Origin of the sequence: Aerosakkonema sp. BLCC-F183 (assembly GCF_041929145.1) — a bacterium.
In the GTDB taxonomy this organism is placed as follows: domain Bacteria; phylum Cyanobacteriota; class Cyanobacteriia; order Cyanobacteriales; family Aerosakkonemataceae; genus Aerosakkonema.
Genome location: NZ_JBHFNU010000119.1, coordinates 1 through 12,245, shown reverse-complemented (window position 1 = coordinate 12,245; position 12,245 = coordinate 1). Strand labels below are relative to the sequence as shown.

The following is a 12,245-nucleotide window of genomic DNA, read 5'->3' as shown; positions in this document are numbered from 1 at the left end:
TAGTTAATTTTTTTGAAGCAAAAACTGACCGACCCGCACCAAGTCAGCGGGGGGAACAGGAAAGCGGCTACGAGGGGCAAAAACCGGTTAATTCATCACCAATCCATTCCAGAGTGTCACCCATCTGTTCCCCAGTATGATACGCAGCGAGAAGAACCTCGCTAGTTTTGCCCCAAACGATCGCACCGGTAGCATCAAGAGCGATCGCACCCAAATCTCGCCCGCGATCGCGCGATTCCGAAAAACTGCGATTCATCGCCGCCACCAAAGACATCCCATCCGTCACCCGCACCACAATTCGGGCTGCCAGACACTCCTCAATAATATCTTCCCCAATCCCCGTACAGCTAACACCTGCAAAAGCATTCGCATAATTCCCAGCAGGCATAGCCGAATCGCTCACCCGACCAATTCGTTCAAACCCCTTACCACCAGTCGAAGTGCCAGCCGCCAAACAACCCTGACTGTCCAAAACCACCACTCCAATAGTACCGCGTCCGGCATTACTTTCCGCCACCAATTCTTTTTCCGCCACCACCCCAGCCATTTCCTTGACAAAATTCTCATCCCGTTCCTGCATCCACTCCTTTAAGCGAATATCCGTCAAAGGATTGTAGATGGGAACTTGCAACTCCCGTACCAACTCAGCCGATCCGTAATCCGAGAGTACGCGATCGCCAGAAGATTGTAAAGATTGGGCCAAAAAAATCGGATTTTGGACTCGCGATACATTAATCACACCGCTGAAACGCTGCATCGCCCCATCCATCAACGAAGCGCTCATCCGAATTTGACCGTCAGATTGTAACACAGAACCCGTCCCAGCATTAAAGCGAGGGTCATCCTCCAACAACTGGCAACCGCGAATCACAGCTGCACTGGCGCTTGCGCCCGCCAACAGCATCGGATAAACTTCCTCCAATACCTGATAGAGTGATTTGCGGACTGCCTCAACACCTCCTTTGCCCTTCAGAGAGCTACCTGCACCACCGTGAATAATCAGCTTAGGTTTTACCTTGTCAGTAGTCATTTGTGAATAGTCAGTTGTCAATTGTGAGTTGTCAGTAGTCAGTTGTGAGTTGTCAGTTGTGCCGGCGACGGCGACAACGTTCCGAGCAATACTTCACATCATCCCAGCAATCAGCCCATTTTTTCCGCCAAGCAAATGGACGCTGACAGACAGGACAAACTTTTGTGGGTAAATCCGACTTCAAGCGCTGACGTGCCATATTTAACAAAACCGCGAAATTCCCCATCCTCTTAGTGGTGGGTATGGATAGCCGGGAAAAGCTAGGGGGTCGATCCTCCTAGCTTTTCCAATCTACCACCTGATTGGTTGCAAATATAATCTTTGACTATTTGTAATGAAGCGCCGCCACAGGAAACTATGCACTTGGAATCATGCCATAATTTCGCCTTACCCCAATAATACTTGTCAATTTCTGACTTGTACTTTTCCCTCAAAATTCTACTACTTGCAGATTTTAGAGATGCCACCAGATGGGAGATATTGTTATCTGGATGTAAATCTACCAGCAGATGAACATGGTCAGGTTCTCCATCGCAATCTTCTAATCTTGATGAATTTGCCGTTAGGACACGCTCAAAAACTTCCTTCATATCCTCAATCATAGATACGGTAAGCACTTTACGTCTGTACTTGGTTACAAAAACAATATGCAAGTGAATAGAGAAAACAACGTGCGCTCCACTACGTAGATTGGTCATAGAATTTTCTAGCCATATTCACTAACTGTGCTACAGTAATTGTAGCCTAAAGTTCTAGTCATATAAACGAGGGGGTGAGTAACGCTTGACCACAAGAAGACAGACATTTCGACTGTACCCAAATAAAACTCAAGAAAATCAACTATTTGAGGCACGTCGCAATCATGCCTACTTATACAATGCTTGCGTTGCTCATCGCCGTTATGAGTGGAGGGCAAATAAGAAAATCGTCACCTATCTCGAACAGCAGAATTGTTTACCAGCTTTCAAAAAAGAATGGGTTGAGTTTGCTTATCTCCACTCCCAATCTTTGCAAGCTACTGTAAAGCGTGTTGACTTAGCTTATGGCGCATTCTTTCAAGGTTTGAGAGGATTACCAAGGTTTAAATCAATTCGGAATTACTCAGGTTGGAGTTATCCAGCCAAATCTGGATGGAAAGTTAACAGTAACGGTAAACATGGTAGTGTCACCCTTAACGATTTAGATATCACGCTTAAAATGCGTGGCCAAGCTAAACAGTGGGGAAATCCTACTACTTTGACCATCGTTTATAAACCAAGTAGAAATCAGTGGTTTGCATCCATAACTGTTGATATTCCTGCATTTGAGTGCAAATTTTGTGAGCAATCAAATTTGAGTTACGAATCAATAGTTGCTTTTGACTTGGGAACCGAAACGGCTATAACTCTCTATGATGGAGAGAAATTCACGGAAATAGAAAATCCCCGTTTTACCCAAAAGGCAGAACAGGAAATCAAGCAGAAATCTAAAGCTTTACGCCGTAAAACTGCGCCAAATAAAAACAAGAAGGTCAAAGGCTCTAGACGCTGGAAGAAGGCTAGAAAACAAATATCTAAACTACAGAGAAAAGTTTCTAGCCAGCGCTTAGATTGGCAGCACAAGGTCACATCAGATATAGCTAGTCGTTATGACATCGGTGTGACGGAACAACTTAATACCAAAGGGATGACGCGCAAGGCTAAGAAAGGTAGTAAACGCAAAAAACAGAAAGCCGGATTGAATAAATCCATCCTTGCAGTTGGTTTTGGAGCGCTCAATCAAATGATTGCTTACAAGATCGAACAGAAGGGAGGTTTGTTGCTAACGTTACCTACAAAACAAATAAAACCATCACAGCGCTGTCCTAAATGCGGAGTAGTTCACAAGCACTGGGCAGAATTGTCAAACAGATATCATATCTGCGATGCTTGTGGGTTTGAAATACCTCGCGATAAAGGCTCTGTGATGGTTATGTACAATGTTGTAACTAATCAGCAACCGGGGTTGGGAACCAGCCTCGTAGATTGTGGATGTCTAAGCTCTACCAATTTGACTGGCAAGCGCAAGCATACTGGCTCGATGCGGCAACTTGGGCAGATGAAACGTCAAAAATCTAGCCGTAAATCGGATGGGGATTTAGAAACCCCGCCCGTCTTTACGGCGGGGTAGTTCATTCAAATTTTACGTTTTACCGGAACCAAGAACAGACACACTAATGGAAGAGACAGCCTTAGCGCAAGTGCGAATAGTGCTGGTGAGACCGATCGGCCCCTTAAACGTAGGTGCAGTCGCCCGCGTGATGAAAAATATGGGCCTGAGTCAGCTAGTATTGGTAGATCCAAAATGCGAGCATTTAGGCGACCAAGCCAGGACTGTGGCACTTCATGCCGCAGACATATTAGAATCCGCGCAACTGTTCACCAGCTTACCCGAAGCCTTGCAAAGCTGTACCAGAGCGATCGCCACCACAGCACGCGATCGAAGATTATCCCAGCAACTAGAAGCACCCCGCACCGCCTTACCCTGGCTGCTAGAAGGAGAGCCATCGGCCTTAATTTTTGGCCCGGAAGACCGAGGCTTGAGCAACGAAGATTTAAAATATGCCCAGCGATTTATACGCATTGCTTCCAGCGATGCCTATCCCTCATTAAACTTGGCGCAGGCAGTCGGAATTTGCTGTTACGAACTTTACCAATCGATCGGAGAAAGAGAAAAGGATATCACCCCCCAACCTTTTGCAGAAGAAAACAGCCCAAACTTAGAAATGCTAGAAGAGTACTATCAGCAACTAGAATCAGTCCTATTAAAAATAGGTTATCTTTACCCGCATACAGCAACATCGCGGATGGCCAAATTTCGGCTACTATTCAATCGCGCCCAGCCATCCACAACAGAAGTAGCTATGCTGCGAGGCATTCTCAGCCAGATAGAATGGGCCTTATCTACCCATTCTGCCAGGATGTCAACTTCAGAAAAATCTTAAAACTCAGTCATAGCTTCCCTGATAAGAATACACCTGGGATGTAGTACAGTTTTTTGGGTCTAGTATCGCGAGTTAACTTTCTAAGAGGTGTCATCCGTGGCAGCGTCCGAGAAGGGCCATCCCCGTCGCCGGCGGCGACGGCAGCTTAAACAACAGCAAGTGCCACAGCGGCAGGAAATAGCCCGGACACCAAGCGATCGGTCTGGGTTATCGAAACCCCAAAAATCTATAGTCAGCGGTTCTTCTGCATCACAGCGTCGATCGCCCAGGACTCAAGGGCAAAATCGCGATCGCTTGCACTGGTGGGAAAAACTGTTCGGTCAACGCGATCGCGAAGCCGCAATCCCAGCCAAAAAGCACAAAGGCAGCAAAGTTGTCAAGAAGGGTAATATCTCCCATCTTTCAACCGCAAACGATGACTTGTGGGACGGCTTAAATATATTGCCGCCCCAGTCACCCGATCGAAATAGCGTTGGTTTAACTGCTGTCCCCCCCGTCCCACCACCCAGAGACAGAATCAGACCCAACCCTATCCCCCCCTATCCCCAAATGGGGACGAGTAGGAATAGCAAAGATATTCCCCAACTCAAAAGCCAACAGCGAAAATTGAGAATGCAGAACGATCGCAGCCGTCGTCCTCCCCAAAAAAGCTTAGTAGGCTTACCGCCGTCAGGTCGGCAACTAAAGAGTCCCATTCTGAAGAACGATCGTCGTCAAGAGAGCAAAAAAGCAGGACTCGAAAGAGTCAGAAAATCCCCTCAGCGGTTTCGTTCTCCAGATTCTGCCATCATCGCCTCTATCCATCCCAGACGAAATCCAGTTAAGAAAATCTCGTCACCACAGCAACGCCGCAACTTCCCCTCCACCCTAGTTTACGGAACGCGCTTACTCATTTTGGGAATAGGTCTTGGTGTCGTTGTCGGCACAATGCTATCGATTTGGAACCCAGTAAACCGCCAGCCAGGTGGAGTTTCCAGCACGCCCAATCCTTCCCACAATAGTAATGTTGTGGCAGATATTAGTTTGAAGCCAGCCTCTACGTTAGGAGATAATCTCATGACGCTGAGGCTGACCCAAGAAATACCGCCGCTGCGGAATGCAATACAGTCCATAATGACTGAGTATTCACAATTAGCTCCCGCAATATTTATCCTCGATCTGGATACTGGAACTTATCTAGACTGGAAAGCGACTTCCCCCAAAGCGGCAGCTAGCACGATTAAAGTACCGATTCTAGTAGCCTTTTTCCAAGATGTAGATGCTGGCAAAATCCGCTTAGATGAAGAACTGACACTACGAGAAGAAGATAGAGCCGATGGTTCCGGTAAAATGCAGTATAAGCAGCCCGGAACAAAGTTTAGCGCTCTGGAAACGGCAACTCAAATGATTATCCACAGCGATAACAGCGCCACCAATATGCTGATCGCTCGCTTGGGAGGTTCGCAAGTGCTAAATCAGCGTTTCCGAGAGTGGGGACTGACAGCAACCGAGATTCGCAACAAACTACCGGATATCGAAGGAACGAATACCACAAGTGCCAAAGAGTTAGGAACATTGATGGCGCGGGTAAATCAAGGCGAGTTGGTCTCCTTGCGATCGCGCGATCGTCTTCTGGATATCATGCGAAGAACGGCGAACAACTCTCTCCTCCCACGCGGACTCGGAAAAGAAGCCACAATTGCCCACAAAACCGGTAATATTGGTTCCATGCTCGCTGATGTAGGCTTAATCGATTTACCGAGCGGCAAGCGTTATATTGCATCTGTGATGGTTCAACGTCCCCGCAACGATACGCGAGCAACACAACTGATCAACAAGATCTCTCGCGTAACCTACCAATACTTCAGCAAATCGATCTCTACTCCTAAGTTGCCCATTGGAGATGGGTCTGCTCCCGATACTTCTATTCCTTCTCCCGCTACCCCCACCAATCGGCTGGAAGACACCCAGTCTGTTAATGCTCGCAATCGGGATTAGCAAAAGTCAAAAGTCAAAAGTCAAAAGGCAAAAGGCAAAAGTCAAAAATGGGCTAGAAAGTTAGTTCAGCGATGACATTGACAAAAAAGATAGTTTGTGTTGTTTGTGAAAACCCGATCGGGGTGAAGCAGACGCTACCGACAAAAAAATCTTGCCTTATTTTTGACTTTTGACTTTTGACTTTTGACTTTACCTATCCCCTCTCTTCCAGCATTTGCCAAATTTCCTGTAACATAGACTCCAATCCGATATGACTGACAGCGGAGATCCGGAAAACAGGAACCTGACTGATATCTTCGAGTTTAGATGCGATCGCTTCCACATCGCGATCGTCTCCTACCGCATCCATCTTGTTAAGTGCGAGAATTTGCGGGCGTTGTGGCAATCCTCTACCGTATGCTTGCAACTCCTGCTCGATCGTTTCATAATTAGCCACCGGATCGTCTGCGGTAGCATCAATCAAATGCAGCAGCAAACGAGTGCGCTCGATATGGCGCAAAAAATCGTGACCCAAACCCACCCCCAAGTGGGCACCCTCGATCAGTCCCGGAATATCCGCAAAAACGCAGCCATCGCCGTCAGGCTTGCGTACCACACCCAAATTCGGCTCCAACGTTGTAAACGGGTAATCTGCTATTTTAGGGCGAGCTGCTGAAATAGCTGAAATTAAAGTAGATTTGCCTGCATTCGGCAAACCGATAATTCCCACTGAAGCTAACAATTTCAATTCCAGACGCAGCAGTCTTTTTTCTCCCTCCAGTCCCGGTAGAGCATATTCGGGAGCGCGGTTGCTGTTACTGAGAAAATGCTGGTTTCCCAGTCCGCCTTTACCGCCTTTAGCGACACAAAGAATTTGCCCCGGTTCTACCAAATCGCCTAGAATGTCCTCAGTTTCCGTATCGTAAACAACTGTACCGCAGGGAACTTGGATCGTGCGATCGCTTCCATTGGCCCCAGTCCGATTATTCGGCCCCCCACGTCCCCCATCTTCCGCCTGGAAACGATGATGATATTTAAAATCCAGCAACGTTTGCAGGTTTTCTGTCGCTACTAAAAACACAGAACCGCCTTTGCCCCCATTGCCGCCCGATGGCCCGCCAGCCGGAACATACTTTTCTCGTCGGAAAGCGACAATACCATCGCCTCCCTTCCCAGCCTCTACTTCAACTTCTGCTCGGTCAATAAATTGCATAATTGCAAATTAATAATTAGCCATTAGTCATTGGTCATTGCACAGTTAATGCTCACAATCACCGATGACCGATGACTGCTAACAATATTGCGACACATCTTCACCGCACTTATCTGCCAAATAGGAGAGCGCCCGAAAACGCAAACCCACCAGTTGATCGTAAAGTGGATTGAGCTTACACAGCGGTGGAATGTGGACAACCTTGTGGTCAAAGAGCGTCACATCTCGCTCAAAAGGACACTGGGAGGGAATCATTTTGCACAAAAAGCGAGCCACTCTGGGATCGCGAACATCCAATCCGTCTAGCCAGTTCCGCACCGGTTTGAGCGCATCCCCTGGCTGTTTGGGCAGTTGGTAATCCGTTGCTAGTGGTGTCTTGCCATCAGGCTCCTCACTTATCGGTGTCTCTACCTGCTCTTCATAGAGTGTATGACGCAGAGACTCTAAAATTTCATCCTTTTGACCGAGAGCCTTGCAAAACTGGTGTAGCAGTTCATCCTCACTACTAGAATAAACGCCATCTGCCAATGCCACCATAAAAGCAGTTCGCAAGAAATTTTCAGCCGCATGGGTTTTTGGCCCCAAAATGGCTGCTAATTCTGCCGGCGTAATTTGTGCCAAAGACCCCAAATCAACTTTGGGAGAAAGTTCATTCTGAGTCAGGGAGGCAATTAACTGCTGTTCTTGTTCGTCAAAGTTGCCGTCAGCCCAAGCAATAGTGAGCAAGCCGCGCAGCCAAGCTGCAATTTGTTCGCTTGTGTAGGGAGATTTCACAACGCTGGTCATGATACCTGTTTATGCCTATACTCGCATCGATTTTAACTCTGGTGCTAGTGCTAGTGCCTATAAATCGATCTTCATTTTGCCAATCCCCAGCCACCTACAATTCAATCTAAAATCTAAAATCTAAAATCTAAAATTGTACGAGATGTTCGCACGGGAATTATAGGTTGTGACTTTTTCAGAGTTTGGGCTGTTTCTCATTTCGATTTTAACAAGTGTGGCAGGGCAATTTTTCCTCAAAGCAGGCGCATCCAAGCTAGGAAAAGTCAACGCCAGCAACTGGCTTGGCCATATTATCGGCATTATTACCACTCCAGAACTACTGTTTGGCCTTGCTTGCTATGGTTTGGGAGCCTGTGCTTATATTTTGCTACTGACGCGAGTCAAACTTAGCGTTGCTGGGCCAGCAGTGGCGTTAGTTTACGTTTTCGCCCTGCTGCTGGGCTACTTTATTTTTAAAGAAACAATCCCCCTCAGTCGAATTGCGGGTTTGACTTTAATTGTGGGTGGTGTTGTTTTAGTAATCTGGAACAAATGATCTGCCAAAAAATTAAAAATTAAAAATGAAAAGTTTTTTCTGTTTCATTTTTAATTTTTAATTTTTAAAGGCGTTTGCACAGAAGCCAGCGTAGTTCCATCGGTGGCTTACCGTTAACGATCGGGAATAAGTCTCGACCTGTTGACCAGTTAGCAAACCATCCTGTGGGAGGCCATGCCTCTGGGGGCAAGTGTTGCTTCTCGTATTCAAACACAGATTCATCGGAAATGAGTTCTAGCGGCAGCCCTTCCATTGCCAAAGCCAGATCCGATCGCGTAAAAATAGCCGACCAAGCCACTTCTGACATTTGCCGTACTGCTGGAGGGGGTTCGTAACCATCTACTGTTAAGAAACTGTTAAACAATAACAACCCACCAGAGCGAAGCACATCGCACATTTTGGCAAGTAACAATCGCAGTTGATCTGCATCTCGGAAATGAGAAATCACTTCGGAAACTATTGCCATTTTGTAGTGTGCGGGTCGCATTCGCACCATCGGATCGAGGATATCACCTGGGGTAACTACTACAGGTAAACCTTCTACTTCTACAGCAGCTTGTATTTGCTGGACAAAAGCAGGGGTTAATTCGATCGCGTGAACTAAATAGCCGAGCCTAGCTAGAGGTAAAGTATTGCGACCGGTTCCCGCTCCCACATCCAGAACTGGTGTAGAGCCGGGATCTTGCCCTAATTCAGCCGCTACGTTTAAAATTTTAGCATCTGCATGAGAACCGAACAAAGGTGGTTTTCTGGTTTCAACCCAGTTTTTGTATTGGTCTGCAACCGATGAAACGGCGGTGGAAAGATTGCAAGTTAAACCTACATTAGGCGGCTTAGCTGGCTCGTACTTGAGTATGATATTAGAATGGGGCGAAGCGCTAAATCCTTCTTGCAACCTGCGTCCCATAACTTGACGCAACTGCTCCAGTTCTTCCGGAGAAAAGGCTCTGCCAAGTGTCTCGAACAGTATTTTCAGTCGCTGTACATAATGATCCAGCATGGCGGGTACGCAAGGCATTACCAGTTCGCCACGAGGATAGATGCGACTGTTAAGCTTGTTGATGATGATTTGCTCCAGTACAGTCGGGTCTGTCACCAAAGGCAGTTGTTCTGTCTTCGATAGCATATCTGCTGGTGTATCTTTAGAGGCAACCAAATTCTCAGTCTCCGTTGCTTGAGATCTGTGGGATCGATTTTAGATTCTAACCAATCGGCACGGGAAGCCCCACAGTATCAACCCCGATTTTGGTAATATAGCTAGGGGTTAGGGGTGAGGGCGTCGGGAAGAGGAAAAGCAAGAATTAAGAACGTCCTAACTAACGCCTCATCGCTTGCCAGACGGCTTCCTGGGAACTCTGGCTTCTATCTGCCATAACCACTTTATCGAAATCTCTAATGACTGAAATCCCGTTTGTAGTTTCCCCAGAATGGCTATCGGAACACCTCAACGACCCCCAGGTAGTTATCGTTGATTGTCGTTTTTCTCTAGCAGATCCCGAATTGGGACGCCAACAGTATAAAACAAGTCACATTCCGGGGGCGCACCATCTTGACCTCAATCGCGACCTTTCTTCGCCTGTGGGTAAGTATGGCGGACGTCATCCGCTGCCAAATCCAACTGAGTTAGGGGCAAAATTAGCGGCTATCGGGATAAATTGGCAAGAAACTTTAGCAGTCGCCTACGATGATTCCCGCTTTGCTTTTGCTTCTCGGTTTTGGTGGCTGCTGCGCTATCTGGGACACGACAAGGTAGCTTTACTAGATGGCGGTTGGAAGTCATGGTTATCGGGTGGTTATCCGGTCACAGATGCGCTTCCTATGCCCAAACTGGGGAAATTTGTGCCAGAAGTTCGATCGCGCCTTGTTGTAGATATTGATGCGGTCAAATCCCGTCAAGTACCACCACAAGTGATTTTAGTCGATTCGCGGGAAGCCGATCGCTACCGAGGCGAACGAGAACCGATTGACCCGATTGCGGGACATATCCCAGGTGCGGTTAATTATCCCTGGCAAGATGTCACAGACGAATTGGGTAGGTTACGATCTGTCACAGAGCAAAAGCAGCGCTGGTCAGGCGTTGAGTCCGCTGAAGAAATTATGGTTTATTGCGGTTCTGGCGTGACTGCCTGCGTGAATTTATTATCGCTGGAAATCGCTGGAATTAATACGGGCAAGCTTTATGCTGGTAGTTGGAGCGATTGGTGCGCTAGAATATTAGATCCCGCACAGTAGGATGTCGCAAGTCGATTGAGGAAAAGTTGATGGTGTCATTTTCCGATCGCACCTATGCCATACTCGGTACTGGTGCGCTGGGCGGGTTCTACGGTTCCCGCTTGCAAAAAGCTGGTGCGGATGTGCATTTCCTGCTGCACAGCGATTACGAATACGTTAACAAGCAAGGTTTAGTTATCGAGTCAAAAGATGGCGACTTCACGCTTCCCGATATCCGCGCTTACGATGACGTGCAGAAAATGCCGCCTTGCGATGTGGTAATCGTCGCCTTCAAAACCACTCACAATCACCTGCTACCAAAATTGCTACCCAGCGTTGTCAAGGATGATGGTGTGGTTTTGGTACTGCAAAACGGATTGGGAGTAGAGGATGAAGTCGCCGAAATTGTCGGTGCCGCAAGAGTGATGGGCGGATTGTGCTTTCTGTGTTCCAATAAAGTAGGGCCGGGACATATCCGTCACCTAGATTACGGTGAAGTTAAGTTTGCCGAATATGCTGTCGGTTATCACTCACAGGGTATCACAGCACGGATGCGTCAGATTGCGGGTGATTTCGATCGCGCCGGTATTGCAATTAAGTTAGCGGCAGATTTGCTGCTGGCACGTTGGCAGAAGTTAGTGTGGAATATACCGTACAATGGGCTTTCTGTGGTTCTCGATGCCAGAACTGACGAGCTGATGGCAGATACCCATACACGCGCTTTGGTGGAAGAGTTAATGTGGGAAGTGGCGGCGGGGGCAAAAAGTTGCGATCGTATTATCGCCGATAGCTTTATTGAAATGATGCTGGATTGGACTGTCAAAATGAAGCCGTATCGCACCAGCATGAAAATTGATTACGACGAAAAGCGACCTCTGGAAGTAGAAACTATGTTCGGCAATCCTTTACGTCTGGCACAGCAAAAGGGTGCTGATTTACCTAAGATTACCATGCTTTACCAACAGCTGAAGTTCTTGGATGCCAGAAATTCTCACTGATAACGAACAACTAACCACTGACAGCTATTGAGTATTTAAACCTAAGTAGTTTCTGTGGAGATTTTTGACTGCTTTCGGTATATACTCGGAAGTAGATGACGTTAGTTTTCCATATCTTTATGGTGTGACGAAGTGGAGCGATGGCTGTGTGTTTCCCGTTTGATGACGAAGCTAATCAAGAAGAACTGCAAATACTTTGGGGTGATAGGTTGACAGCCCTAACTCCAATGCAAAGACAAATGGTAGTGGAAATTTTGCGACAAACCAAAAGATACTCAAAATCCCAGCATAATCGCAGCCAAAGCAGCAGTATTGCCACTAATCGAGGAGATTTTTACAAGATAGCCATTATTTCCCTCTTCCCTCTTCCCTCTTCCCTCTTCTTTCTCTAGCCCCGACGCCCTAGTCCCTAACCTGGGGGGGAGACAACAATCGGTCAACCCCTTACTGCGTGCGGGGTTGACCGATTGTTGTCAAAAAAAAATAGGTCTGCTATTCTCAAGTAGACCTAACTAATGAAAAAAATGAATTTAATACCTTCATTTTACACCCAA

Annotated in this window: 13 protein-coding genes; 7 read left to right on the top strand and 6 right to left on the bottom strand. The window is 47.1% G+C overall.

The window, feature by feature from the left end; all coding sequences use genetic code 11:
• Positions 1–67 precede the first annotated feature (67 nt).
• The 3 genes from ACE1CD_RS35005 to tnpA form a co-directional block, all read right to left on the bottom strand.
• Positions 68–1,030, bottom strand: a complete 963-nt coding sequence (locus ACE1CD_RS35005; RefSeq protein WP_374827714.1) for an isoaspartyl peptidase/L-asparaginase — start codon at positions 1,028–1,030, stop codon at positions 68–70.
• 52 nt (positions 1,031–1,082) lie between these two features.
• Positions 1,083–1,229: a DUF2256 domain-containing protein gene (locus tag ACE1CD_RS35000; RefSeq protein ID WP_374801093.1), complete on the bottom strand. Its 147-nt coding sequence runs from the start codon at positions 1,227–1,229 to the stop codon at positions 1,083–1,085.
• Positions 1,230–1,290: 61 nt separating this feature from the next.
• Entirely contained in the window at positions 1,291–1,728 is a 438-nt protein-coding gene (tnpA, locus tag ACE1CD_RS34995; RefSeq protein WP_374827713.1) for an IS200/IS605 family transposase, read from the bottom strand.
• A gap of 85 nt (positions 1,729–1,813) precedes the next feature.
• Between tnpA and ACE1CD_RS34990 the strand changes: the two genes are divergently transcribed.
• From ACE1CD_RS34990 to ACE1CD_RS34980, 3 genes are all read left to right on the top strand, one after another.
• The gene (locus ACE1CD_RS34990) at positions 1,814–3,178 is read left to right on the top strand and encodes an RNA-guided endonuclease InsQ/TnpB family protein (protein ID WP_374827712.1); all 1,365 of its coding nucleotides are present in this window, start codon (positions 1,814–1,816) and stop codon (positions 3,176–3,178) included.
• A 46-nt stretch (positions 3,179–3,224) separates the two neighbouring features.
• A complete protein-coding gene (locus tag ACE1CD_RS34985) occupies positions 3,225–3,992 on the top strand; it encodes an RNA methyltransferase (protein WP_374827711.1) in 768 nt (255 codons plus the stop codon).
• A 96-nt stretch (positions 3,993–4,088) separates the two neighbouring features.
• Positions 4,089–5,969, top strand: a complete 1,881-nt coding sequence (locus ACE1CD_RS34980; protein WP_374801089.1) for a serine hydrolase — start codon at positions 4,089–4,091, stop codon at positions 5,967–5,969.
• Between the two features lie 193 nt (positions 5,970–6,162).
• On the opposite strand, the gene obgE is transcribed toward ACE1CD_RS34980, so the two are convergent.
• On the bottom strand, positions 6,163–7,161 hold the full coding sequence (gene obgE, locus ACE1CD_RS34975; RefSeq protein WP_374801087.1) for a GTPase ObgE: 999 nt from the start codon (positions 7,159–7,161) through the stop codon (positions 6,163–6,165).
• A gap of 78 nt (positions 7,162–7,239) precedes the next feature.
• Entirely contained in the window at positions 7,240–7,947 is a 708-nt protein-coding gene (locus tag ACE1CD_RS34970; protein ID WP_374827710.1) for a Mo-dependent nitrogenase C-terminal domain-containing protein, read from the bottom strand.
• Positions 7,948–8,113: 166 nt separating this feature from the next.
• Between ACE1CD_RS34970 and ACE1CD_RS34965 the strand changes: the two genes are divergently transcribed.
• On the top strand, positions 8,114–8,482 hold the full coding sequence (locus tag ACE1CD_RS34965) for an EamA family transporter (RefSeq protein WP_374801083.1): 369 nt from the start codon (positions 8,114–8,116) through the stop codon (positions 8,480–8,482).
• A 64-nt stretch (positions 8,483–8,546) separates the two neighbouring features.
• On the opposite strand, the gene ACE1CD_RS34960 is transcribed toward ACE1CD_RS34965, so the two are convergent.
• Entirely contained in the window at positions 8,547–9,638 is a 1,092-nt protein-coding gene (locus ACE1CD_RS34960) for a class I SAM-dependent methyltransferase (protein WP_374801081.1), read from the bottom strand.
• 239 nt (positions 9,639–9,877) lie between these two features.
• On the opposite strand from ACE1CD_RS34960, the gene ACE1CD_RS34955 reads away from it, so the two are divergent.
• From ACE1CD_RS34955 to ACE1CD_RS34945, 3 genes are all read left to right on the top strand, one after another.
• Positions 9,878–10,714, top strand: coding sequence for a sulfurtransferase (locus ACE1CD_RS34955; protein ID WP_374827709.1), 837 nt, complete (start codon positions 9,878–9,880; stop codon positions 10,712–10,714).
• Between the two features lie 29 nt (positions 10,715–10,743).
• Positions 10,744–11,691: a putative 2-dehydropantoate 2-reductase gene (locus ACE1CD_RS34950; protein WP_374827708.1), complete on the top strand. Its 948-nt coding sequence runs from the start codon at positions 10,744–10,746 to the stop codon at positions 11,689–11,691.
• Positions 11,692–11,831: 140 nt separating this feature from the next.
• Entirely contained in the window at positions 11,832–12,083 is a 252-nt protein-coding gene (locus ACE1CD_RS34945) for a hypothetical protein (RefSeq protein ID WP_374801074.1), read from the top strand.
• The last annotated feature ends 162 nt before the right edge of the window (positions 12,084–12,245 follow it).

What these genes read in the sequence shown, in the direction of transcription:
- ACE1CD_RS35005 (WP_374827714.1), bottom strand. Translation starts at nt 1,030, where the DNA reads ATGACTACTGACAAGGTAAAACCTAAGCTGATTATTCACGGTGGTGCA.
- ACE1CD_RS35000 (WP_374801093.1), bottom strand. Translation starts at nt 1,229, where the DNA reads ATGGCACGTCAGCGCTTGAAGTCGGATTTACCCACAAAAGTTTGTCCT.
- tnpA (WP_374827713.1), bottom strand. Translation starts at nt 1,728, where the DNA reads ATGACCAATCTACGTAGTGGAGCGCACGTTGTTTTCTCTATTCACTTG.
- ACE1CD_RS34985 (WP_374827711.1), top strand. Translation starts at nt 3,225, where the DNA reads ATGGAAGAGACAGCCTTAGCGCAAGTGCGAATAGTGCTGGTGAGACCG.
- obgE (WP_374801087.1), bottom strand. Translation starts at nt 7,161, where the DNA reads ATGCAATTTATTGACCGAGCAGAAGTTGAAGTAGAGGCTGGGAAGGGA.
- ACE1CD_RS34970 (WP_374827710.1), bottom strand. Translation starts at nt 7,947, where the DNA reads ATGACCAGCGTTGTGAAATCTCCCTACACAAGCGAACAAATTGCAGCT.
- ACE1CD_RS34955 (WP_374827709.1), top strand. Translation starts at nt 9,878, where the DNA reads ATGACTGAAATCCCGTTTGTAGTTTCCCCAGAATGGCTATCGGAACAC.
- ACE1CD_RS34950 (WP_374827708.1), top strand. Translation starts at nt 10,744, where the DNA reads ATGGTGTCATTTTCCGATCGCACCTATGCCATACTCGGTACTGGTGCG.
- ACE1CD_RS34945 (WP_374801074.1), top strand. Translation starts at nt 11,832, where the DNA reads ATGGCTGTGTGTTTCCCGTTTGATGACGAAGCTAATCAAGAAGAACTG.